This window comes from Lysinibacillus sp. RC46 (genome assembly GCF_041262385.1).
Classification (GTDB): Bacteria; Bacillota; Bacilli; order Bacillales_A; family Planococcaceae; genus Lysinibacillus.
The window spans coordinates 1-22,563 of sequence record NZ_JBGCCF010000008.1 but is presented as its reverse complement, the minus strand read 5'-3'; the positions used below and the strand labels follow the sequence as shown (position 1 = coordinate 22,563).

The following is a 22,563-nucleotide window of genomic DNA, read 5'->3' as shown; positions in this document are numbered from 1 at the left end:
TAAACTACGGTTCTATGTGAGAGCCGTGGTGGAATCACGGAGGGAGGTTCCTACATGGGTCGCAGCTTGAAAAAAGGACCTTTTGTCGATGACCACTTAATGAAAAAAGTGGAAGCGCAAGAGGCTTCTGAGAAAAAACAAGTTATTAAAACTTGGTCTCGCCGTTCTACAATTTTCCCGACATTCATCGGTTTAACTATTGCTGTTTATGATGGACGTAAACACGTTCCTGTATACGTAACAGAAGATATGGTAGGCCATAAACTTGGTGAGTTCGCACCGACACGCGCTTACAAAGGTCACGGTGCAGACGACAAGAAAACAAGACGCTAATTTTGAGAGGAGGTAAATCCTAATGACACAAGCTAAAGCTATCGCTCGTACTGTTCGCATTGCTCCTCGTAAAGTCCGTCTAGTTGTAGACTTAATCCGAGGCAAGCAAGTTGGTGAGGCAGTTGCAATTTTACGTCATACTCCAAAAGCGGCGTCTCCAGTCGTTGAAAAAGTATTAAAATCTGCAGTTGCTAACGCTGAACACAACTACGATCTTGACATCAACTCTTTAGTAGTTTCTGAAGTTTTCGTTGATGAAGGTCCAACATTAAAACGTTTCCGTCCACGTGCACAAGGACGTGCAAGCGCAATTAACAAACGCACAAGCCACATCACGCTAGTGGTATCTGAGAAGAAGGAGGGTTAATCCGTGGGTCAAAAAGTACATCCAATAGGACTACGCGTTGGTATTATTCGTGACTGGGAGTCAAAATGGTACGCTGAAAAAGACTATGCAACTCTACTTCACGAAGACATCAAAGTGCGTAAATATATTGAAACGGCTCTTAAAGACGCTTCTGTTTCTAAAGTAGAAATCGAACGCGCTGCAAACCGTGTAAACATTACAATTCACACTGCGAAACCAGGTATGGTAATCGGTAAAGGTGGTTCTGAAGTTGAAAATCTTCGTAAATACCTTAGCGATTTAACTGGTAAACGTGTACACATCAACATTATCGAAATCAAACGTGCTGATCTTGACGCTCGTCTAGTAGCTGAAAACATCGCTCGTCAATTAGAAAACCGTGTATCATTCCGTCGTGCGCAAAAGCAAGCGATCCAACGCACAATTCGTGCTGGTGCAAAAGGAATTAAAACACAAGTATCTGGTCGTTTAGGTGGCGCTGATATCGCGCGTGCTGAACACTATAGTGAAGGAACTGTTCCACTTCATACTCTACGTGCTGACATCGACTATGCACACGCAGAAGCTGACACTACTTACGGTAAATTAGGCGTTAAAGTATGGATCTACCGTGGTGAAGTTCTTCCTACGAAGAAATCTGTGGAAGGAGGCAAATAATATGTTATTGCCTAAACGCGTAAAATACCGTCGTGAACACCGCGGAAACATGCGTGGCGAAGCGAAAGGCGGTAAAGAAGTATCTTTCGGCGAATGGGGCTTACAAGCTCAAACAGCTAGCTGGATTACTAACCGTCAAATCGAATCTGCACGTATCGCGATGACTCGTTACATGAAACGTGGCGGTAAAGTTTGGATTAAAATCTTCCCGCACAAACCTTACACTAAAAAACCTCTAGAAGTCCGCATGGGTTCTGGTAAAGGTTCTCCTGAAGGTTGGGTTGCAGTAGTAAAACCAGGAAAAGTAATGTTCGAAATCGCTGGTGTATCTGAAGAGATCGCACGTGAAGCACTTCGTTTAGCATCACATAAGCTTCCTGTTAAATGTAAGATCGTAAAACGTCAAGAAACTGGTGGTGAATCTAATGAAAGCTAATGAAATCCGTGACCTTGCCACTTCTGAATTAGAATTGAAAGTGAAATCACTGAAAGAAGAGCTTTTCAACCTTCGCTTCCAATTGGCGACTGGTCAATTAGAAAACACAGCTCGTATTCGTGAAGTGCGTAAAGCAATCGCGCGTATGAAAACTGTTATTCGTGAAAGAGAAATCAGTGCAAATAACTGATAAAGGAGGTTTTCAAGTATGACTGAGCGTAATCAACGCAAAGTTTACACGGGCCGCGTTGTTTCAGATAAAATGGACAAAACTATTTCTGTTTTAGTTGAAACTCACAAAAAGCACAAGCTTTATGGTAAACGTGTAAAATACTCAAAAAAGTTTAAGGCTCATGATGAGTTAAACACAGCGAAAATCGGTGATATCGTACGTATCATGGAAACTCGCCCGCTATCAGCTACTAAACGTTTCCGTCTAGTTGAAGTTGTAGAAAAAGCGGTTATTATTTAATAACTATTTCGGAACAACCAATTTCCGAAGGGAGGTAACCTAAGTGATCCAACAAGAAAGTCGTATGAAAGTTGCTGACAACTCAGGTGCACGTGAAGTTCTTACAATTAAAGTCCTTGGTGGCTCTGGCCGTAAAACTGCTAACATCGGTGATATCGTTGTTTGTACAGTTAAGAAAGCAACACCAGGTGGCGTTGTTAAGAAGGGTGACGTTGTTAAAGCTGTTATCGTTCGTACTAAATCAGGCGTACGTCGTAAAGATGGTACGTACATCAAATTTGATGAAAATGCTTGTGTAATTATTCGTGATGATAAATCACCACGCGGAACTCGTATTTTCGGACCTGTTGCACGTGAATTACGTGACAGCAACTTCATGAAAATCGTTTCTCTAGCTCCAGAAGTTCTTTAATTTCATGACAGTGCCAATCAAGGAGGTGCGACAGCATGCATGTAAAAAAAGGTGACAAGGTTAAGGTTATCACTGGTAAGGATAAAGGCAAAGAAGGCGTTATTCTTGCTGCTTACCCTAAACAAGATCGCGTTCTTGTTGAAGGTGTGAACATCGTGAAAAAACACGTAAAACCTAACCAATTGAATCCACAAGGTGGTATTGTAAGCCAAGAGGCTGCAATTCACATTTCGAACGTAATGCTAATCGATCCTAAATCTGGCGAGCCGACTCGTGTAGGTTATAAAATCGAAAACGGTAAAAAAGTTCGTGTTGCAAAAAAATCAGGTGCAGTAATCGACTAATTTCTATAAAAGAAGGGAGGTACACAAATGAGCCGCCTAAAAGAAAAATATTTAAATGAAGTTTCTCCTGCTCTTATGAGCAAGTTTGGATATAAATCAGTTATGCAATTGCCGAAAGTTGAGAAAATCGTTATCAACATGGGTGTTGGTGACGCAGTTCAAAACTCAAAAGCATTAGACGCAGCTGTAGAAGAATTAACAATTATCACTGGTCAAAAACCAGTTGTAACTAAAGCAAAAAAATCGATTGCAGGTTTCCGTCTACGTGAAGGTATGCCTATCGGTGCAAAAGTTACATTACGCGGTGAGCGTATGTATGAATTCTTGGACAAATTAATCTCAATTTCACTACCTCGTGTACGTGACTTCCGTGGTGTTTCTAAAAAAGCATTCGATGGTCGCGGTAACTACACTTTAGGTGTTAAAGAGCAATTAATTTTCCCAGAAATCGATTACGATAAAGTTTCAAAAGTACGCGGTATGGACATCGTGATCGTAACGACAGCGAATTCTGATGAAGAAGCTCGCGAGTTATTGACACAATTCGGTATGCCGTTCCAAAAGTAATTTAAACAAGGAGGGCGAAAACGTGGCTAAAAAATCTATGATCGTTAAACAACAACGTAAGCAAAAGTTTAAAGTGCAAGAATATACACGTTGTGAACGCTGTGGTCGTCCACACTCTGTATATCGCAAATTCAAACTTTGCCGTATTTGTTTCCGAGAACTTGCATATAAGGGACAAATTCCTGGCGTGAAAAAAGCCAGCTGGTAATCCCCTAATTTGGGAAGGAGGTAAATGTAATGACAATGACTGATCCGATTGCAGATATGCTTACTCGCATTCGTAATGCGAACATGGTTCGTCACGAGAAGTTAGAAGTACCAGCTTCCAACGTGAAAAAAGAAATCGCTGAAATTTTAAAGCGTGAAGGTTTCGTACGTGACGTAGAATACGTGGAAGACAACAAACAAGGTATCATCCGTATCTTCTTAAAATACGGTAAAGATAACGAGCGCGTTATCACTGGTTTAAAACGTATTTCTAAACCTGGTCTACGAGTATATGCAAAAACAAATGAAGTTCCTAAAGTACTGAACGGTCTTGGTATCGCTTTAGTGTCAACTTCACAAGGTTTATTAACAGATAAAGAAGCTCGCGCTAAACAAGTTGGCGGCGAAGTTCTAGCATACGTTTGGTAATTAGCAATAAATGAATGGAGGTGCAACTAAATGTCTCGTGTAGGTAAAAAAATTATCGAGGTACCAGCTAACGTAACTGTTACTGTTGCAGCTGACAACTCAGTTACCGTTAAAGGTCCTAAAGGCGAACTTGTTCGTTCTTTCCACCAAGATATGAAAATTGAGCAAGAAGGTAACGTAATCTCTGTATCACGTCCTTCTGACTCAAAAGAACACCGCACAAACCACGGTACAACTCGTGCGCTATTAGCGAACATGATTACTGGTGTTTCTGCAGGTTTCGAAAAATCATTAGAACTTATCGGTGTTGGTTACCGTGCGCAATTACAAGGTAAAAAACTTGTTCTTAACGTAGGTTATTCACATCCAGTTGAGTTCACACCTGAAGATGGTCTAGAAGTTGAAGTTCCTTCAAACACTAAAATCATCGTTAAAGGTATCAGCAAAGAACGTGTTGGTGCTCTTGCATCTAACATCCGTGACGTGCGTCCACCAGAGCCTTACAAAGGTAAAGGGATCCGTTATGAAGGCGAATACGTTCGTCGTAAAGAAGGTAAAACAGGTAAATAATGCTGCTTAAGCATTAGAAAGGAGTGACCCTTGTGATTACGAAACAAGATAAAAATCAGGTTCGTAAAAAACGTCATGCACGCGTACGTTCTAAAATTTCGGGTACTGCTGAGCGTCCACGCTTAAACGTATTCCGTTCTAACAAGAACATCTACGCTCAACTTATCGATGACGTAGCAGGCGTAACAATCGTTAGCGCATCTTCTCAAGAAAATGGTTTTGAAAGTGCTGGTAGCAATGTTGATGCTGCAACTAAAGTCGGTGAAACAATCGCAAAACGCGCTACGGAAAAAAATATTACTGCTGTAGTATTTGACCGTGGTGGTTACTTATATCATGGACGTGTAAAAGCTTTAGCTGAAGCTGCACGTGAGAACGGTTTACAATTTTAATAAAAAGGAGGGACACATTTCATGAGTCGAATTGACGCAAACAAACTTGGAGAACTTGAAGAACGCGTAGTTACTATTAACCGTGTTGCTAAAGTTGTTAAAGGTGGACGTCGCTTCCGCTTCACAGCATTAGTTGTAGTTGGCGATAAAAACGGTCACGTTGGTTTCGGTACTGGTAAAGCTCAAGAGGTGCCAGATGCTATCCGTAAAGCTGTTGAAGATGCGAAGAAAAACTTAATCGAAGTGCCACGCGTAGGTGGAACAACTCCACACTTAGTGCAAGGTCGCTTTGGTGCAGGAGAAATCCTAATTAAACCTGCTGCTCCTGGTACAGGAGTTATCGCTGGTGGTCCAGTACGTGCCGTACTAGAACTTGCTGGTATTACTGATATTCTTTCAAAATCACTTGGAACTAACACACCAATCAATATGGTGCGTGCAACTATTCAAGGTTTAACTGAATTAAAACGCGTAGAGGACGTAGCTAAATTACGTGGTAAATCAGTGGAAGAAATATTAGGATAAGGGGGGAAAGATAATGGCTAACAAATTAGAAATCACCCTTACAAAATCTGTGATTGGTTCTAAACCAGCACAACGTAAAACTGTAGAAGCTCTAGGTTTACGTAAATTAAACCAAACTGTTGAGAAAGCTGACAATGCAGCAACTCGCGGTATGATTGATGTAGTAGCTCACTTAGTTACTGTAAAAGAAAACTAATTTTTAATTAACGAACAAGGAGGTGCCATCCAATATGAAACTTCATGAGTTAAAACCAGCAGAAGGATCCCGTAAAGTACGTAACCGCGTAGGTCGCGGTATCGGTTCTGGTAACGGTAAAACTGCAGGTAGAGGTCATAAAGGTCAAAACTCTCGTTCTGGCGGCGGTGTACGCCCAGGATTCGAGGGTGGTCAAAACCCTTTATTCCGTCGTTTACCGAAACGCGGCTTTACTAACATTAACCGTAAAGAGTACGCGATCGTTAATCTTGACACATTAAATCGTTTTGAAGATGGTGCAGAGGTAACAACTGCATTATTACTTGAAACAGGTTTAGTGAGCAATGAAAAAGCTGGAATTAAAGTTCTTGGAAACGGAACTCTTGATAAAAAGCTTACAGTAAAAGCTCATAAATTCTCAGCTTCAGCTAAAGAAGCAATCGAGAATGCCGGCGGAACTACTGAGGTGATTTAATGTTTCAGACGATCTCTAACTTTATGCGTGTTCGAGATATACGAAATAAAATCATTTTCACTCTTTTAATGTTAATCGTTTTCCGTATTGGTACGTTTGTACCGGTACCAAACGTTGACGCTAATGTATTAAAGGCAACTGATGAGTTCAGTCTCGTTGGTTTCCTAAATACTTTTGGCGGTGGTGCTTTGAGTAACTTCTCTATCTTTGCGATGGGAATTATGCCTTACATCACTGCTTCAATTATTGTTCAGTTATTGCAAATGGACGTAGTACCGAAATTTGCTGAGTGGGCAAAGCAAGGTGAAGTCGGAAGACGAAAACTTGCACAATTTACTCGTTACTTTACAATTATTCTTGCTTTTATCCAATCCTTCGCAATGTCATTTGGTTTTAACAGAATGTACGGCGGATCATTGATTAAAGAAGAAGGAGTTTTAACATATGTTACGATTTCTATTGTATTAACGGCGGGTACAGCATTCCTAGTATGGCTTGCTGAACAAATTACTGCACATGGCGTTGGAAATGGTATTTCTATTGTAATTTTCGCAGGTATTACTGCGGCATTACCGAATGCCGTTAACCAAATCTATGCACAGCAAATCGAGGGTGCTGGGGATAAACTATTTATCAATCTAGTTATTCTTGGATTGCTTGTTTTAGTTATGCTTGCAGTTGTTGTTGGAGTTATCTACGTGCAACAAGCACTGCGTAAAATTCCAATTCAGTATGCTAAACGAGTTACTGGACGCAACCAACAAACAGGTGCTCAACAAACGCATTTACCGTTAAAAGTAAATGCTGCAGGGGTTATTCCGGTAATCTTTGCATCAGCGTTTCTGACGACACCACGTGTGTTAGCTCCATTCTTTGGTGAAGGTGCTGTAGCATCATTCATTGAACACTCGTTTAATAATGCTAATCCTGTTGGGATGGTTATTTACATTGTATTGATCGTCGCGTTCACATATTTCTATGCATTCGTACAAGTGAATCCAGAAAATGTGGCAGATAACTTGAAAAAGCAAGGTGCTTACATTCCGGGTATTCGTCCGGGTGAAAGTACGCAAACGTATTTAACAAGCGTGTTATATCGTCTGACATTTGTCGGTGCGATTTTCTTAACTGTTATTTCAGTAATGCCGATTATACTCATGAACATTATGAAACTACCTGCCACAGTGCAGATCGGTGGTACTAGTATTATTATCGTAGTCGGCGTAGCGCTGGAAACGATGAAACAGCTAGAATCTCAACTTGTTAAACGTCACTACAAAGGCTTTATGAAGTAATGTTGGTTTTTAGGGAACGTTCTATCGTTTCCTGAAATCAGCAAACCTTTTGTGGGAGGATTATTTCCGTATGAATATCGTTTTAATGGGTCTGCCAGGTGCTGGTAAAGGTACACAGGCAGATAAAATTGTTGAGAAGTACGCGATTCCTCATATTTCTACAGGCGATATGTTCCGTGCTGCTATTAAAGATGGTACAGAACTAGGCTTGCAGGCTAAATCGTTTATGGATCAAGGTGCTCTAGTGCCGGATGAAGTAACGATTGGTATTGTTCGTGAACGACTTGCTAAACATGATTGTGAAAAGGGCTTCTTATTAGATGGATTCCCACGTACTGTTCCTCAAGCTGAAGCTTTAGACAGCATTCTTGCTGATCTTGGTAAAGCTATTGAACATACAATTAACATCCAAGTTGAAAAAGATGAGCTAGTTGCTCGTCTATCAGGTCGTCGTATTTGTAAAACTTGTGGTACATCTTATCATCTTGTTTTCAATCCTCCAGCTGAGGAAGGAAAATGTGATAAAGATGGTGGCGAGCTTTATACGCGTGCGGATGATAATCCTGAAACGGTTGCAAACCGTCTGGAAGTAAATATGAAACAAGCACAACCTTTACTTGACTACTATGAAGTAAAAGGTGTGTTAACAAATATAGATGGACAGCAAGATATTAACAAAGTGTTTGCTGATCTTGATGCTCTATTACAGGGCAGCCGCAGCTGATACCCGGCTCCGGGCGCAGAATACTGCTTCCGCGGGAGGCATGCGGGAGCAACAACGAAACATAATTTTTTGAGAGTTGCAAAAGCATATTGTGCCCGGTATATATTTCTTTTAAAAAGTGCAACATTACTTTTGAAAGAGTATAATGGGTTTCGTGGAAGCATCTGTGTAACGGGTATGAATATCTCATCAAAGACATTCCGGTATTCGTGTAAACATGGGAGGTTCAGTTCCCTTAATGGTTCTGTATGTTCCGTGGATTGTGTGAAGCGAAACCAGACGAGCGTCTTTCAAACATCTCTCATACAATCCAAACATATGTTGAAACGAGGTTGCTTCTATAGTTGCAGCAGATATCCGTTTGATGTAACGATGAGAACTTTAATTTGCATATAGAGAGGAGACAGAGTAGATGGCGAAAGATGATGTAATTGAAGTCGAAGGGACAGTTGTTGAGACTTTGCCAAACGCGATGTTTAAGGTAGAATTAGAAAATGGACATGTGATTCTAGCACACGTTTCTGGTAAGATTCGTATGCACTTTATCCGTATTCTACCTGGAGATAAGGTTACTATCGAGTTATCTCCTTATGATTTAACTCGCGGTCGTATCACATACCGTTTTAAATAATCTTTTGCGCTCCGGACTACTAAGGAGGTTAGGTTAGATGAAAGTGAGACCATCTGTAAAACCGATCTGCGAAAAATGTAAAGTAATTCGCCGACGCGGTAAAGTAATGGTAATTTGTGAAAATCCTAAACACAAACAAAAACAAGGTTAATTCTAAAGGAGGTGCACAACGTACATGGCACGTATTGCTGGTGTTGACATTCCTCGCGACAAACGCGTGGTAATTTCATTAACTTACATTTACGGTATTGGTAAAACTACAGCTCAGAAAGTATTAGCTGACGCAGGTATTTCAGAAGATACACGCGTACGCGACTTAACTGAAGATGAGTTAAACAAAATCCGTGAACAATTAGACTCATACAAACTTGAAGGTGACTTACGTCGCGAAACTTCATTAAATATTAAACGTCTGATGGAAATCGGTTCATTCCGTGGTATCCGTCACCGTCGTGGTTTACCTGTTCGTGGTCAAAATACGAAGAACAATGCGCGTACGCGTAAAGGTCCTCGTAAAACAGTAGCGAACAAGAAAAAATAATCAGTAAAGGAGGTTCCTTCTTAACATGGCTCGTAAACAACAAACTCGTAAACGTCGTGTGAAAAAGAATATCGAATCTGGTATTGCACACATTCGTTCTACATTCAACAATACAATCGTAACGATTACAGATATGCAAGGTAACGCTGTATCTTGGTCAAGTGCTGGTGCTCTTGGTTTCCGTGGTTCACGTAAATCTACACCATTCGCTGCTCAAATGGCTGCAGAAACTGCTGCTAAAGCATCCCTTGAACATGGTCTGAAAACGTTGGAAGTAACTGTTAAAGGTCCTGGTGCAGGTCGTGAAGCTGCAATTCGTGCACTTCAAGCTGCTGGTTTAGATGTAACTGCTATTAAAGACGTTACTCCAGTTCCTCATAATGGTTGCCGTCCGCCAAAACGTCGTCGCGTGTAATGGGTGCGTCTCATATTGTATGAGAACATCATTTTTTGTACAGACTGTCTTGTGCAGATAATAAACGATACGTCATTGACGATCGAATCTATGATGGAAAGAACCTATACATTCGATGTTTTGAAGGAGGGTAAATAAAATGATCGAAATTGAAAAACCAAAGATTGAAACGGTGGAGATCAGCGAAGATTCCAAATATGGAAAGTTTGTTGTAGAACCGCTTGAACGCGGATATGGAAACACTTTGGGTAATTCTTTACGTCGTATCCTTCTGTCTTCATTACCAGGAGCTGCTGTCACTTCAATTCAAATTGACGGTGTTCTTCACGAATTCTCAACTGTAGAAGGCGTTGTAGAGGATGTAGCTTCAATTATTTTGAACGTGAAAAAACTAGCTCTTAAAATCTACTCTGACGAAGAAAAAGTTATTGAGATTGATGTAAAAGGCGATGGTACAGTTACAGCTGCTGACATTACACATGACAGTGATGTAGAAATTTTAAACCCGGATCTATATATTGCAACAATCGCTAAAAACGGTCATTTACGTATGCGTATGTACGCACAACGCGGCCGTGGTTACACTCCTGCTGATCAAAACAAACGTGAGGATCTTCCTATCGGCGTGATCCCGATCGACTCTATTTACACTCCAGTATCACGCGTCAATTTCCAAGTGGAAAATACTCGTGTAGGTCAGTCTTCTGACTACGATAAACTTTCTCTTGATGTGTGGACAGATGGTAGCATCGGTCCGAAAGAGGCGATTTCGCTCGGAGCAAAAATTTTAACCGAGCATCTAAACATCTTCGTTGGCATGACAGACGAGGCTCAAACAGCTGAAATCATGGTCGAGAAAGAAGAAGATCAAAAAGAAAAAGTTTTAGAGATGACTATCGAAGAACTTGATCTTTCTGTTCGTTCTTACAACTGCTTAAAACGCGCTGGTATTAACACAGTACTAGAACTTGCGAATAAGTCAGAAGACGATATGATGAAAGTTCGTAACCTTGGACGTAAGTCACTTGAAGAGGTAAAAGCGAAGTTAGAAGAGCTTGGTTTAGGGTTACGCAAAGAAGACTAAGCGATTTAAACAAAACTTATAAGATCAGATATTTTTTTATAAAGGAGGGAAACATCCATGGGTTACAGAAAACTTGGTCGTACAAGTTCTCAACGTAAAGCGATGTTACGTGACTTAGCTACTGATTTAATCATCAACGAGCGTATCGAAACTACTGAGGCTCGCGCTAAAGAAGTACGTAAAGCTGTTGAAAAAATGATTACTTTAGGTAAACGCGGTGATTTACATGCACGCCGTCAAGCTGCTGCATTCATCCGTCGTGAACTAGTAACAACTACTGATGCAGAAGGTAACGAAACAACTTCATTTGCACTTCAAAAGTTATTTGATGATGTTGCACCACGTTATGCAGAGCGTCAAGGTGGTTACACTCGTATTCTTAAAGTAGGTCCTCGTCGTGGTGACGGTGCACCTGTTGTAGTGATTGAATTAGTTTAATCATAAGAGAAGACAAGTGGTGAAGAGGGTGGAATCACCACCCTCTTTCTTTTATAAACGATTTATACGACAAATAATTAAGCTGAGCGTTATGATGAGCGGACACTGTTGTGTGGCGTCTCGTTTAGCTCTCCGCACCTCATTCAAATGGAACAAGGGCTTGAGCACCCGTGTTTCTTGAAAATGTAACGACTAGCGCATTTCTATCGAATGAGGTGCGCGCTTTTTTATTTTTTAGGGAAGTATGATAGCGCCAATTTAGTGGTGCTTTTTTTTATAGGCTGATTTATAGAATGGCAGTCACTGGAATGTTTTGGGTGCTTCACTCCAATATTTGATGTATTCTATAAATTATATTTAGCCTATTTGTTTTAAAAAAATAATGAAAAGTGATTTTAGCACTTTTCTTTTATCGACATAATGATTGTAGTAGAATTCATACATAAAAAAGTGTAAGTTAGTTAGTAGAGCTGAGCATGTAGAGAGGAGTTCTAGAAATGCCAGAAATTTTATCATTAAATAATGTGACATTTTCATATACACCAGAAGAAAATGAAAGCCGCAATGCTGTTGAAAATGTAAGTTTTGCGGTTCAGGAAGGGGAATGGATTGCCATTGTTGGCCATAACGGTTCTGGTAAATCCACCATTGCAAAGCTTATGAATGGTTTGTTATACCCACAGCAAGGCGATGTACGTATATTATGTGAACCATTAAGTGAAGAAAACCTATGGGAAAGCCGTTCACAGATAGGCATGGTTTTCCAAAATCCAGACAATCAATTTGTCGGAGCGACAGTGCAGGATGATGTTGCTTTTGCTCTTGAAAATAACGGAGTACCGTTTGAAGAGATGGTAGACCGTGTACATGCAGCACTTGAGCAAGTAAAAATGAGCGATTTTTTAGACCATGAGCCACACCACTTATCTGGTGGTCAAAAGCAGCGTGTTGCCATTGCAGGCGCACTTGCAATGAAACCAAAGCTCCTTATTTTAGATGAAGCTACTTCTATGTTAGATCCACAGGGGCGTGCTGAGGTATTACACACTGTGCAAACTTTACGTGCTGAAACAGGGTTAACGGTAATATCTATTACGCATGATTTAGAGGAGGCTATGCTTGCGGATCGTGTTCTCTTTATGAATGATGGAAAGAAATTTGCTGAGGGTACACCTGGTGAAATTTTTGCACTTGGGGACAAGCTAGTTGAGTTTGGACTAGACTTACCATTTGCCATGAAGTTATCAAAGTTATTGCAAAAGGAAGGTGTTCCATTAATGGGACAACATATGACAGAAGAAGAGTTGGTGAATGATTTATGGACATCAAACTTCAACAAGTAAGCTATGCCTATTCACAGGGTACACCTTTTGAAAAACGTGCATTATTCGATGTAGATTTTGAAATCCCTTCACATACGTATCAGGCAATTATCGGACATACGGGTTCTGGTAAATCGACAATTCTTCAGCATTTTAATGCACTTCTAAGACCAACCTCTGGGGAAGTACATATTGGAGAACGCATTGTTGTAGCTGGAAAAAAGGCGAAGGATTTAAAGGCTGTACGTCAAAAGGTTGGTATTGTGTTTCAATTCCCGGAGCATCAGCTGTTTGAAGAAACCGTATTAAAGGATATTATGTTTGGCCCTATGAACTTTGGTGTATCAGAGCAAGAGGCAGAAGCACGAGCAAAAGAACTTATAGGCTTAGTTGGCTTACCAGAGAACGTACTTGAAAAATCACCTTTTGATTTATCAGGGGGACAAATGCGCAGGGTAGCAATTGCTGGCGTTTTAGCGATGGAACCTGAAGTTATTGTTTTAGATGAACCAACTGCAGGGCTTGATCCACGCGGTCAGAAAGAGATTATGGATATGTTTTATAAGCTTCACAAGGAACGCGGCCTAACGACGATTCTTGTAACGCACAGTATGGAGGACGCAGCTCGTTATGCAGACAATATTGTCATTATGCATGAAGGGAAAAATGTACTAAGTGGCACACCACAAGAAATTTTCAAAGATGTAGAGACATTAAAAAATTTCCGCTTAGAACCACCTCGTATCGTACGCTTTCAACAAAAAATCGAAACAATGATAAACAAATCCCTCTCAAAGATCTGCTTAACCGAAGAGGAGCTAGCAACTGAAATTGCCCGGTTACTAAGAGAGGAGCGTGGACAGTCATGATGGAGAAAATGATATTTGGTCGTTTCCTTCCCGGAAATTCTCCAGTTCATAAGCTCGATCCACGATCAAAGCTTATATTTGTGTTTGCATTCATTATTATTGTTTTTTTAGCAAACAACACAGTGACATATGCCTTGCTATTAGCTTTTACCTTACTCATTGTGCTAATATCAAATATTCGTCTGTATTTTTTAATTAATGGTCTAAAGCCAGTAATTTTTTTAATGGTATTTACCTTCTTAATTCATATTTTTATGACGAAAGAAGGTGCCCTAATATTTGAGTGGAAGTTTGTTACCATTTACGAAGAAGGTATTCGACAAGGGGTCTTTATTTCGATACGTTTCCTAGTGCTAGTGTTTATGACATCTATCTTAACGCTTACAACATCACCAATTTCCATTACGGATGGCATTGAAGTGCTGCTAAATCCATTAAAAGCGGTGAAAGTGCCAGTACATGAGTTAGCTTTGATGATGTCTATTTCATTGCGCTTTATTCCAACATTAATGGATGAGACAGATAAAATTATGAAAGCACAAATGGCACGTGGTTCGGATTTATCTTCTGGACCAATAAAGGATCGTATTAAAGCGGTTGTGCCATTACTAGTACCTCTCTTTGTAAGTGCTTTTAAACGAGCCGAAGATTTAGCAACAGCTATGGAAGTAAGAGGCTACCGTGGAGGCGAAGGGCGTACGAGATATCGAAAGCTAAAATGGGATATGAGTGATACATTTTCACTTGTGTTATTAGTAGCGATGGCCGTTTTACTATTCTTCTATAGAAGTTAAAAGGAGTAAGCTTTATGCGACGATTAAAAGCAATTATAAGTTATGATGGAACGCAATTTTCTGGGTATCAAGTACAGCCTGGAGAACGCACAGTACAGGCTGAGATTGAGCGTGTTTTAGCCATTATGCATAAAGGGGAAAAGATAAAGGTAACAGCTAGTGGACGTACAGATGCAAGGGTGCATGCAACAGGCCAAACATTGCATTTTGATTCACCACTCGCGATTCCAGTAGATAAATACATGAAGGCGTTAAATGTTCAACTGCCAAGAGATATTCGGGTAATGTCGATAGAAGAAGCAGCTGCTGATTTTCATGCGCGCTACAGTGTAACAGGAAAGCGGTACCGATATATATGGTCATGTGAGCCTGTACAGAGTCCATTCCGCAGACAATACACTGTAGAGACAAATGGTGTGAAACCGAATGTTGAGGCAATGCAGGAGGCAGCAAAGGCTATTATCGGTACACATGACTTTACGTGCTTTTGTGCAGCCAATACAAGTGTCAAAGATAAGGTCCGTACAGTGACTACACTACAATTTGAATGGTACGGTGAAGAGCTTCATATGGTGATCGAAGGAAATGGCTTCTTATATAATATGGTACGTATCATTGCAGGCACACTTTGGGAAGTTGGTATAGGACGTCGTGACATTGAGAACGTGGAGTTAGTCGTTAAATCTATGAATCGCGATAAGGCGGGCAAGACTGCACCTCCACAAGGTCTGTATCTTGAGAAAGTCTTTTATTAAAAAGGTTTATCACCATAACGTGTGGTTGATTTCCGTTCCGACTGGGCGCTTTGTTGCTGACGCTTCGCTTTCGCACAGAGCAAAGCTTCCTGGGGGCGTCCGATGAGCCGCTTCACTCGCGTTGCTCGCTCCAGGGTCTCATCTGTGACGCTAATCCCCAAGGAGTCGCCCAGCCTCCACTCCAATCAACTTATATAAATTGAATAGGTTTTAACAAATGTCATCCCCAGCTTTTGATGACAAGTTATGAAGGAGAACAGTTGGCGAATGTTATAGAATTCTTGATGGGGAATTTTTTGTATATTTAACAAAATGAAGGCTCTCAAATGCCCTAATTTAAACAATCAAGGAATCTGAACAACTTCTCCAGGTGTTTATTGAAATTGCTTGACTTTAAAAGTCATTCATTATATGATAACAGATGGTATTTTCATTACCACCACAAATAAGCCCCGAAAACTTATAGTGTAGTTTAATGAAAAATAACGGTAATCGAATCGATTAGGAGGATATATACATGCGTACAACATTCATGGCTAAAGGTCACGAAGTAGACCGTAAATGGCTAGTAGTTGATGCAGAAGGCCAAACTCTTGGACGTTTAGCTTCTGAAGTAGCTGCTATCTTACGTGGTAAACATAAACCAACATTCACACCAAACGTTGACACAGGTGATCACGTAATCATCATCAACGCTGACAAAATCCATTTAACTGGTAACAAATTAGAGGGTAAACTTTACCGTCACCATACTCAATTTGCGGGTGGTTTAAAAACTCGTACTGCTGGTGAAATGCTAGATAAGTACCCAACAAGAATGATCGAATTAGCAGTTAAAGGAATGCTTCCTAAAAACTCTTTAGGTCGCAAAATGTTCACTAAACTTAACGTTTACACTGGAACAGAGCATCCACATGCTGCACAAAAACCAGAAGCTTACGAGCTTCGCGGATAATATAAATTAAGAGGAGGATATTACTTTGGCACAAGTTCAATACATCGGCACTGGTCGCCGTAAAAGCTCTGTAGCTCGCGTACGTTTAGTACCAGGTACAGGTAAAATTGTTATCAACAAACGTGAAATCGAAGAATACGTACCATTCGCTGCATTACGTGAAGTAATTAAACAACCATTAGTAGCAACTGAAACTACAGGAAGCTACGATATCCACGTAAACGTTAACGGTGGTGGATACACTGGTCAAGCTGGTGCTGTACGTCACGGTATCGCTCGTGCTCTACTTCAAGTAGACCCAGATTTCCGTGCTGCATTAAAATCTGCTGGATTACTTACTCGTGATTCACGCATGAAAGAACGTAAAAAACCAGGTCTACGCGGCGCTCGTCGTGCACCTCAGTTCTCAAAACGTTAATATCGTTGTTATATCAACGTTTACAAGCCCTTTCTCGAATTTTCGAGAAGGGTTTTTTTTATTTGGCAAATGCTTTGATACTTCAAGTTCAAGTGTTTCAAAATATCCTACTGCACTGTTGTTGTATAAATAGCAATTGCGATGTGTATTTTATATAGAAATGGCTGATACTATTTTCAGGTTGTTTATTCTGAAAATGGAGGTCAGTATATGAAAAGGCTATTAATATTATCAATTACGGCAATGGCGCTTCTTGGTGCATGTGGGAATAAAACTGACGTGAAAAAAACTGAAGAAGTAAGAACAGGAAATAATGCAAATCAAAGACAGGTAGAAATAACAGACGGTCAAGCAAAGGCTAAAATTCTTAGTAGTTCAGATTGGCAAGCCACAAAAGTTTACGATAAAAATAATAAAGACTTAACAGCAGAAAATTCAAATTTAATGGGCCTTGCGAAATATGACGCTGATTCAGGACGCTATGAATTCTTCGATCCAAATACAGCTGGAAGCATCGACGATAAAGGGATTTTCTTTTTTACGAATGATGGAAAGCATAGAATATTGATCTCAGAAACGAAAAATTACCAAGAAATTGTGGATATTACTAAGCTAACAAATAAAATGTTTACTTATAAACGAATGGGGAAAGATGCAAATGGTAGCGATGTAGAGGTATTCGTTGATCATGTCCCTTATAAGGAAAGACACTTAACATTTACTGCACCAGATAAAAAATTAAATAATTCTACGGGCCCTATTGTTCAGGACGTAGATGGAGATAAAATTTTAGCTGGTACGCTTTGGCAAGGAACAGTTGTATTAGATGCAAACAAAAATGATGTAACATCATATAATACAAATTTTATTAGCATTGCGAAATATGATGCTAATACGAATAAATATGAATTTTTCAATCCTGAAACAGGTAAAAGTCGTGGAGACTATGGATACTTTAATGTGATCGATGGAAATAAATTAAGAGCTCATGTTTCAATTGGTGACAATAAATATGGGGCTGTGCTCGAAATTACTGAGCTAAATAATAAGAAATTCACATATATCCGAACTGGTAAAGATAAAGACGGTAAGGATACAACAGTATTTGTTGAGCATGAACCTTATGCAGGTAAGTTTAAACCAGAATTTACACTAAAATAAAAATTAACGGCTTTAATCCATGTATTATTAATGGATTAATGCCGTTTTAGTATTACTAAAAAAGTATCTTCCATTACAAGCTCAAACTCTCAATCTTAATACTTGAGAGTTTTTTTTACTTTCTGGCATAGTTCAATCACTAACTTCGTACACTATCTGTAAAAGGGTGGTGGATATGGGTGAAGCGCTGGCTTGCACTAGGAGTAATTATGCTAATGAGTATAGTGGTCGTGGCATATGAAACGAATGCTTCGAACCGTAACTTCTTCTTACCGGACCCACTTGGTGGCATAAAAATTGTCATTGATGCGGGACACGGAGGTCAGGATGGAGGTGCTTCAAAGGGCGAAGTAATTGAAAAGGATATTACACTTGCAATTGCGCAGCATGTGGAGAAGCAATTAAAGAAAAAAGGCGCAACAGTCGTAATGACACGAACAAAAGATGGCGATGTTATCGATGAGCACGCGTCATCAGAAAAGTATGGAACATTGAGAGAACGAAAAAAGCAGGACATCTTTTTAAGAAAAGACATAGTAGAAAATGAAAAACCGGATCTTTTTATTACAATTCATGCAAATGCCATTCCTGAAACAAAATGGCGTGGAGCACAGGTGTTTTATCATAAAGAAGGACATGCTGAAAGTGAATTATTAGCAAAGAGCATTCAAGATTCCATTCGCACTAATTTGAAAAATACAGACCGAGAAGCAATGTCTATACAACAAATATATTTACTGAAAAAAGCTGAAGTACCTGCTGCACTAGTAGAAACAGGATTTATAAGTAATGATGAGGAACGTGCACTATTAACTGATAAGAAATACCAAGAAAAAATGGGAGATGCTATTGTTGAAGGTATAGAAGAGTATTTATTAGCAAAAATTGAATAGAGCAACTACACAACGTAAATCAAGTCATTATGATATACTAACATTGAGATAATATAAGGGGAGTGTTCGTCGTGATAACTGAACAACAAGTACGAGAAATATTAGGACAACTACAAGATCCATTTTTACATAAATCATTTGCAGAAACAGGCGGTATTACAAATGTAGCAATAAAAGAAGAGAAGAATCACGTTAGTGTAAAAATTGCGATTGCTAAAACAAATACACCTGAACAATTACAGCTACAAATGAAAATTGTTGAAGCTTTGAAAGAAGCAGGTGCAAATACAGTTGGTATTCGTTTCGAAGAGCTGTCAGCAGAAAAACTACAGGGCTTCCGTGGCGTAGCAACTGAGGCTGAGGCACAAGATATTTTATCTCCACTTAGCACAGTACAAGTTATTTCAATTGCCTCTGGTAAAGGCGGTGTAGGGAAATCTACAGTATCAGTTAACTTAGCTGTTGCATTAGCTCGTCTAGGTAAAAAGGTTGGCTTAATTGATGCTGATATTTATGGCTTCAGTGTGCCTGATATGATGGGTGTTACAGATATGCCTAAAGTGGTAGATAATCGAATTTTCCCTGTTGATCGTTTAGGTGTGAAAATGATTTCAATGGGCTTCTTTGTTGAAAATAACGCACCGATTGTATGGCGTGGACCGATGTTAGGTAAAGTGTTAGATCAGTTCTTCCGTGATGTAGAATGGGGTGAACTAGACTATCTACTATTGGATTTACCACCAGGTACAGGTGACGTTGCATTAGATATTCACCAAATGCTTCCTTCTTCAAAAGAAATTGTTGTAACAACACCGCATCCAACTGCAGCGTTCGTTGCAGCTCGTGCAGGTGCAATGGCTTTACAAACAGATCATGAAATTTTAGGTGTTATTGAAAACATGGCATGGTATGAATCGAAATCAGGTGACCGTGAATTCGTATTCGGTCAAGGTGGAGGTCCTAAGTTAGCAGAAGAACTACGTACAGAGCTACTTGGTCAAATTCCTCTTGGTCAGCCTGACTGGTCAGAGGAAGATTTTGCACCTTCTGTTTATGCTGAAAAACATACAACAGGACAAATATATTTAGATATCGCGACGAACATCATTAATAAATTAAATAAATAAATGAAAACGGATTTCCTCGAACAATGGAGGAAATCCGTTTTTGCATATATGAATGGTTACTCAGAGCCCTTTTGCTCATTACCTTCACCACCGCCAGCTTCTTTTTTGCCGCCGCTAGCTTTACCTGCCTCGCCACCACTTTTCCTAATAAGCTCCTGCCATTTTGTCTGCATAAGCGGACTTTCAATCGTTTCCTTGACGATTTCCTCTGTTTGTTTTCTCATATTGGAGGATTTTAGAATAGTCTCTAACTGCTTTTGCATATCTGGCTGGCCAAAGAAAGCTTCCATATCTTTTTGGAAAGAGGGGTCTTTTATTAATTCCTTCATAATATCCTGTTGTTGTTTTTGCATACTTTTAGCTACAGTTTCCTTGAATTTTGGATCTTCGAATGTTTTCTTCCAAAAGTCTTCTGCTTCTTTGGAAAGCAAGGTAGCTTCGGTAGCTTTCTTGACTTCATCATGCTCCAACACCAATAATTCACGGAAGCTTGGTTCCTCTAAAAGCTTTCGCAACGCCTTTTTACCATCCTCGGTTTGTAAAGAGTCAATCATTATTTTTTTTATTTCATCATAGGACATGGTAGTGGCTTTATCTTGTGAACAGGCAGAAAGAAAAAGCATTAGGATTAGTAGTAAGAAGAATTTTCGCATCAATCATCAGTCCTTTCTATAAATAGACTCTTTCAATTATTGTTCACATTTATGATGACTTTATGTATTGGTTACGATGAGAAATAGCTTTTTTAACAATGCATTGTTAAAATAAGTACAGATTATATTGAGAAATTGGGGGACTTTTAGTTGTGACGATACGAAATTGGGCAAAGTTTTTCTTCTTTGCAATGCTCGTTGGTGGCGCAGTCAACGGAATTTGCAGTTTATTTATTCGATGGGACTTCTTTCAACCATACATAACAAACGGTCACTGGGGTGAATTTTTAGCAGGACTTTTATGGATGGTTTTCTTAGGATTTACAATGAGTGTTATTGCACAAGCGGGCTTTTTTGCTTATTTAACGCTCCATCAAGTGGGAGTAAATATTTTTAGAACACTTACATTATGGAATTGGGTACAGCTATTATTAATTGCTTTTACTATTTTTGATATTATATTCTTCCGCTTTATACCAGGTGTAAAAGATGGACAAAGCTGGTTATTCTATGTTGGTTTGTTAATTGTATTAATAGTAGGTGCTATAGCAACAGCTATTCAAAAAGTAAAATTAACAGGGAAAAAACATGTGTTCATTTCGGCTTTATTTTTTATGATTGTCGTTACAACACTGGAATGGACAATTGCATTAATGGGTCGCGATGAAAATATTAACGAGTATGTTGCACTTTTACTATTCCCATTACTCGCTGTAAATGCTTATCAATTATTAGTATTACCAAAATATAATGCAAAATCCGAAGTAGATCGTCAAAAATTAGAAGCACGCCGCAAAGCACGTCGTGAACAAGCTAAAAACGCATAAAAAAAGTTGCCTCTATTAGTTGAGGCAACTTCTTTTTTATCCCGCATTAACGGGCAGTAATTACCGAAAGTGAAACGTCAGGTACAAGACTCCTGTCGCAAAATTTAGCGAAAGTAAAGAGATAGGTGGGAGATCAACTGCCCGTAAAAGTCCGATTGGTGAAGACTAATAATCAGTGGGGATGAAGAAAATCCCCACTGATTAAAGTTTCACTTTATGGTGATTTTTTAGTTTGAATTTTATAGCCGAATATATTTTCCTCAATCGACATAAATTTATTTTGTTGTAGAAATGTATTCAGCTCTTTAAACGAGATTTTATTATTTTGGTGTAAAGACATAAAAACAAAATCTCCCTTTTGTAATTTAGGTGTCTTTTCACCTTTCCAGATTAGAGAGGGAGAAAGTATATTCATCTGCTGTTGAAATAAGTTATTTTGTAAATCCTGCGAATACTGGTGATTTTGTGTTGCAAACCAAAGTGGTGTTTCTTGAAAATGCTTTTCGTAAATTTTAATATCTTTCTGAACGACGGCAAGATCAATTGGCTTATCCACTGAATCCTCAGGCCCTAATAATCCTGTAGGTAGTTTTCGCTCTTGAATGATTTTTAGGTGCTCAGGTGAACGTTCAATCCATGCAGCATCTAACAATAGAAGCGGATAAGGTTCTTTTACAGTTTTAAGCCAGTCCACCAGGTTGTCATCAGAGAAAGAAATTTCGACAATAAGTGATGTACCATAATGCCCTTTTGTTACAACTGCTGGAGCATCTGCAATGTTGAATACAGAAATCATAGTAGAATTTATCGGCTTTATAAAGATAAACAGTATTAAGATTAAAAACAGTGAAATCAACGTTTTACGAACCATCATAACGACCTCGTTTCTATATTTTTAACTTCTTTCAGCAAATGTTTTCGTAGCGAAAGTGAAACGTCAGCTACAAATGTCTTTTGTAGCGAAAGCAAAGCGTCAGCTACAGAAGTTAATGCCTCCGGCGGATGTCACGGAATCGGAAAGGAGTTCTTTGTGCAAGTAAAAAGCCGATTCCGGACGCAATGTCGAGGCATAATTGATACGGAAAAATAAAGTTCTTAAAAAAACTTATGATTTAATGTTGACTTTCATGAATAATCGATGTTATTATGTATAAGTCGCCAAGAGGTGACGCAGTAATTAAAAAAATGAACCTTGAAAACTGAACAAGCAAAACGTAATCAATAAAGTTTTTAGTAGCTAACCTTGAGTTAGTGAACGAAACAAAATTTTGGACATCAA

At 39.3% G+C, this 22,563-nt stretch carries 36 protein-coding genes and 1 pseudogene; 35 read left to right on the top strand and 2 right to left on the bottom strand.

Annotated elements, in window-relative coordinates; translation table 11 throughout:
• The first annotated feature begins 54 nt into the window (after nt 1-54).
• From rpsS to ABH966_RS09085, 34 genes and pseudogenes are all read left to right on the top strand, one after another.
• Nucleotides 55-333, top strand: a complete 279-nt coding sequence (gene rpsS / locus ABH966_RS09250) for a 30S ribosomal protein S19 (RefSeq protein ID WP_049662848.1) — start codon at nt 55-57, stop codon at nt 331-333.
• 22 nt (nt 334-355) lie between these two features.
• Nucleotides 356-700: a 50S ribosomal protein L22 gene (rplV, locus tag ABH966_RS09245; protein WP_004233639.1), complete on the top strand. Its 345-nt coding sequence runs from the start codon at nt 356-358 to the stop codon at nt 698-700.
• Between the two features lie 3 nt (nt 701-703).
• Nucleotides 704-1,357, top strand: coding sequence for a 30S ribosomal protein S3 (gene rpsC / locus ABH966_RS09240; protein WP_049662850.1), 654 nt, complete (start codon nt 704-706; stop codon nt 1,355-1,357).
• A gap of 1 nt (nt 1,358) precedes the next feature.
• Nucleotides 1,359-1,793 carry a 50S ribosomal protein L16 gene (gene rplP, locus ABH966_RS09235; RefSeq protein ID WP_010860599.1) on the top strand — a complete coding sequence of 145 codons (435 nt, stop codon included), beginning with the start codon at nt 1,359-1,361 and terminating at the stop codon, nt 1,791-1,793.
• Entirely contained in the window at nt 1,783-1,983 is a 201-nt protein-coding gene (gene rpmC, locus ABH966_RS09230; RefSeq protein WP_049662852.1) for a 50S ribosomal protein L29, read from the top strand. The genes rplP and rpmC overlap by 11 nt, the downstream gene beginning before the upstream one ends.
• 18 nt (nt 1,984-2,001) lie before the next feature.
• A complete protein-coding gene (gene rpsQ / locus ABH966_RS09225) occupies nt 2,002-2,265 on the top strand; it encodes a 30S ribosomal protein S17 (protein WP_053482810.1) in 264 nt (87 codons plus the stop codon).
• Nucleotides 2,266-2,308: 43 nt separating this feature from the next.
• Complete coding sequence (gene rplN / locus ABH966_RS09220; protein WP_004233650.1) at nt 2,309-2,677, top strand: 50S ribosomal protein L14; 369 nt, start codon at nt 2,309-2,311, stop codon at nt 2,675-2,677.
• A 35-nt stretch (nt 2,678-2,712) separates the two neighbouring features.
• Complete coding sequence (rplX, locus tag ABH966_RS09215) at nt 2,713-3,021, top strand: 50S ribosomal protein L24 (RefSeq protein WP_049662858.1); 309 nt, start codon at nt 2,713-2,715, stop codon at nt 3,019-3,021.
• A 27-nt stretch (nt 3,022-3,048) separates the two neighbouring features.
• Nucleotides 3,049-3,588 (top strand): 50S ribosomal protein L5, encoded by a 540-nt coding sequence (gene rplE, locus ABH966_RS09210; protein ID WP_004233654.1) that lies wholly within the window; start codon nt 3,049-3,051, stop codon nt 3,586-3,588.
• Nucleotides 3,589-3,610: 22 nt separating this feature from the next.
• Complete coding sequence (locus ABH966_RS09205) at nt 3,611-3,796, top strand: type Z 30S ribosomal protein S14 (protein ID WP_004233656.1); 186 nt, start codon at nt 3,611-3,613, stop codon at nt 3,794-3,796.
• A 29-nt stretch (nt 3,797-3,825) separates the two neighbouring features.
• Nucleotides 3,826-4,224: a 30S ribosomal protein S8 gene (rpsH, locus tag ABH966_RS09200; RefSeq protein ID WP_008181717.1), complete on the top strand. Its 399-nt coding sequence runs from the start codon at nt 3,826-3,828 to the stop codon at nt 4,222-4,224.
• A 30-nt stretch (nt 4,225-4,254) separates the two neighbouring features.
• Complete coding sequence (gene rplF, locus ABH966_RS09195; RefSeq protein WP_323648588.1) at nt 4,255-4,794, top strand: 50S ribosomal protein L6; 540 nt, start codon at nt 4,255-4,257, stop codon at nt 4,792-4,794.
• Nucleotides 4,795-4,826: 32 nt separating this feature from the next.
• Nucleotides 4,827-5,186, top strand: a complete 360-nt coding sequence (gene rplR / locus ABH966_RS09190) for a 50S ribosomal protein L18 (RefSeq protein ID WP_323654727.1) — start codon at nt 4,827-4,829, stop codon at nt 5,184-5,186.
• A gap of 21 nt (nt 5,187-5,207) precedes the next feature.
• The gene (gene rpsE / locus ABH966_RS09185; protein ID WP_053482806.1) at nt 5,208-5,711 is read left to right on the top strand and encodes a 30S ribosomal protein S5; all 504 of its coding nucleotides are present in this window, start codon (nt 5,208-5,210) and stop codon (nt 5,709-5,711) included.
• A 13-nt stretch (nt 5,712-5,724) separates the two neighbouring features.
• Nucleotides 5,725-5,907, top strand: coding sequence for a 50S ribosomal protein L30 (rpmD, locus tag ABH966_RS09180; RefSeq protein ID WP_323654726.1), 183 nt, complete (start codon nt 5,725-5,727; stop codon nt 5,905-5,907).
• A 34-nt stretch (nt 5,908-5,941) separates the two neighbouring features.
• Nucleotides 5,942-6,382 carry a 50S ribosomal protein L15 gene (gene rplO / locus ABH966_RS09175; RefSeq protein ID WP_323654724.1) on the top strand — a complete coding sequence of 147 codons (441 nt, stop codon included), beginning with the start codon at nt 5,942-5,944 and terminating at the stop codon, nt 6,380-6,382.
• Nucleotides 6,382-7,677, top strand: coding sequence for a preprotein translocase subunit SecY (gene secY, locus ABH966_RS09170; protein ID WP_370077715.1), 1,296 nt, complete (start codon nt 6,382-6,384; stop codon nt 7,675-7,677). The genes rplO and secY overlap by 1 nt, the downstream gene beginning before the upstream one ends.
• Before the next feature lie 70 nt (nt 7,678-7,747).
• Entirely contained in the window at nt 7,748-8,401 is a 654-nt protein-coding gene (locus ABH966_RS09165; protein WP_370077713.1) for an adenylate kinase, read from the top strand.
• A 248-nt stretch (nt 8,402-8,649) separates the two neighbouring features.
• Nucleotides 8,650-8,727, top strand: a pseudogene (locus ABH966_RS09160) (type I methionyl aminopeptidase); the annotation flags it as partial.
• An 86-nt stretch (nt 8,728-8,813) separates the two neighbouring features.
• Complete coding sequence (gene infA, locus ABH966_RS09155; protein WP_004233690.1) at nt 8,814-9,032, top strand: translation initiation factor IF-1; 219 nt, start codon at nt 8,814-8,816, stop codon at nt 9,030-9,032.
• A gap of 37 nt (nt 9,033-9,069) precedes the next feature.
• Nucleotides 9,070-9,183: a 50S ribosomal protein L36 gene (rpmJ, locus tag ABH966_RS09150; protein ID WP_000868344.1), complete on the top strand. Its 114-nt coding sequence runs from the start codon at nt 9,070-9,072 to the stop codon at nt 9,181-9,183.
• A 24-nt stretch (nt 9,184-9,207) separates the two neighbouring features.
• Nucleotides 9,208-9,573 carry a 30S ribosomal protein S13 gene (gene rpsM / locus ABH966_RS09145; RefSeq protein WP_049662875.1) on the top strand — a complete coding sequence of 122 codons (366 nt, stop codon included), beginning with the start codon at nt 9,208-9,210 and terminating at the stop codon, nt 9,571-9,573.
• A gap of 25 nt (nt 9,574-9,598) precedes the next feature.
• Nucleotides 9,599-9,988 (top strand): 30S ribosomal protein S11, encoded by a 390-nt coding sequence (gene rpsK / locus ABH966_RS09140; protein WP_053482801.1) that lies wholly within the window; start codon nt 9,599-9,601, stop codon nt 9,986-9,988.
• 139 nt (nt 9,989-10,127) lie between these two features.
• Complete coding sequence (locus ABH966_RS09135) at nt 10,128-11,072, top strand: DNA-directed RNA polymerase subunit alpha (protein ID WP_004233733.1); 945 nt, start codon at nt 10,128-10,130, stop codon at nt 11,070-11,072.
• 57 nt (nt 11,073-11,129) lie between these two features.
• Nucleotides 11,130-11,510: a 50S ribosomal protein L17 gene (gene rplQ / locus ABH966_RS09130; RefSeq protein ID WP_012296051.1), complete on the top strand. Its 381-nt coding sequence runs from the start codon at nt 11,130-11,132 to the stop codon at nt 11,508-11,510.
• A 497-nt stretch (nt 11,511-12,007) separates the two neighbouring features.
• A complete protein-coding gene (locus ABH966_RS09125) occupies nt 12,008-12,853 on the top strand; it encodes an energy-coupling factor ABC transporter ATP-binding protein (protein WP_370077711.1) in 846 nt (281 codons plus the stop codon).
• A complete protein-coding gene (locus tag ABH966_RS09120) occupies nt 12,829-13,701 on the top strand; it encodes an energy-coupling factor ABC transporter ATP-binding protein (protein ID WP_370077709.1) in 873 nt (290 codons plus the stop codon). Before ABH966_RS09125 ends, ABH966_RS09120 begins: the two co-directional genes overlap by 25 nt.
• Complete coding sequence (locus ABH966_RS09115; protein ID WP_370077707.1) at nt 13,698-14,495, top strand: energy-coupling factor transporter transmembrane component T family protein; 798 nt, start codon at nt 13,698-13,700, stop codon at nt 14,493-14,495. Before ABH966_RS09120 ends, ABH966_RS09115 begins: the two co-directional genes overlap by 4 nt.
• A gap of 14 nt (nt 14,496-14,509) precedes the next feature.
• Nucleotides 14,510-15,250, top strand: coding sequence for a tRNA pseudouridine(38-40) synthase TruA (truA, locus tag ABH966_RS09110; RefSeq protein WP_370077705.1), 741 nt, complete (start codon nt 14,510-14,512; stop codon nt 15,248-15,250).
• A gap of 517 nt (nt 15,251-15,767) precedes the next feature.
• Complete coding sequence (gene rplM / locus ABH966_RS09105; RefSeq protein ID WP_004233742.1) at nt 15,768-16,205, top strand: 50S ribosomal protein L13; 438 nt, start codon at nt 15,768-15,770, stop codon at nt 16,203-16,205.
• 25 nt (nt 16,206-16,230) lie between these two features.
• Nucleotides 16,231-16,623: a 30S ribosomal protein S9 gene (rpsI, locus tag ABH966_RS09100; protein WP_004233744.1), complete on the top strand. Its 393-nt coding sequence runs from the start codon at nt 16,231-16,233 to the stop codon at nt 16,621-16,623.
• Between the two features lie 210 nt (nt 16,624-16,833).
• Nucleotides 16,834-17,784: a DUF4822 domain-containing protein gene (locus ABH966_RS09095; protein WP_370077702.1), complete on the top strand. Its 951-nt coding sequence runs from the start codon at nt 16,834-16,836 to the stop codon at nt 17,782-17,784.
• Nucleotides 17,785-17,963: 179 nt separating this feature from the next.
• Nucleotides 17,964-18,677: an N-acetylmuramoyl-L-alanine amidase gene (locus ABH966_RS09090; RefSeq protein WP_370077700.1), complete on the top strand. Its 714-nt coding sequence runs from the start codon at nt 17,964-17,966 to the stop codon at nt 18,675-18,677.
• Nucleotides 18,678-18,748: 71 nt separating this feature from the next.
• Nucleotides 18,749-19,804: a P-loop NTPase gene (locus tag ABH966_RS09085; protein WP_370077698.1), complete on the top strand. Its 1,056-nt coding sequence runs from the start codon at nt 18,749-18,751 to the stop codon at nt 19,802-19,804.
• Nucleotides 19,805-19,860: 56 nt separating this feature from the next.
• On the opposite strand, the gene gerD is transcribed toward ABH966_RS09085, so the two are convergent.
• Nucleotides 19,861-20,457, bottom strand: a complete 597-nt coding sequence (gerD, locus tag ABH966_RS09080) for a spore germination lipoprotein GerD (protein ID WP_370077696.1) — start codon at nt 20,455-20,457, stop codon at nt 19,861-19,863.
• Between the two features lie 152 nt (nt 20,458-20,609).
• On the opposite strand from gerD, the gene ABH966_RS09075 reads away from it, so the two are divergent.
• Complete coding sequence (locus tag ABH966_RS09075; RefSeq protein ID WP_370077694.1) at nt 20,610-21,284, top strand: KinB-signaling pathway activation protein; 675 nt, start codon at nt 20,610-20,612, stop codon at nt 21,282-21,284.
• Between the two features lie 214 nt (nt 21,285-21,498).
• Here the strand turns inward: ABH966_RS09075 and ABH966_RS09070 are convergent, their stop codons facing one another.
• Nucleotides 21,499-22,158 carry a hypothetical protein gene (locus ABH966_RS09070; protein WP_370077692.1) on the bottom strand — a complete coding sequence of 220 codons (660 nt, stop codon included), beginning with the start codon at nt 22,156-22,158 and terminating at the stop codon, nt 21,499-21,501.
• Nucleotides 22,159-22,563: the final 405 nt, after the last annotated feature.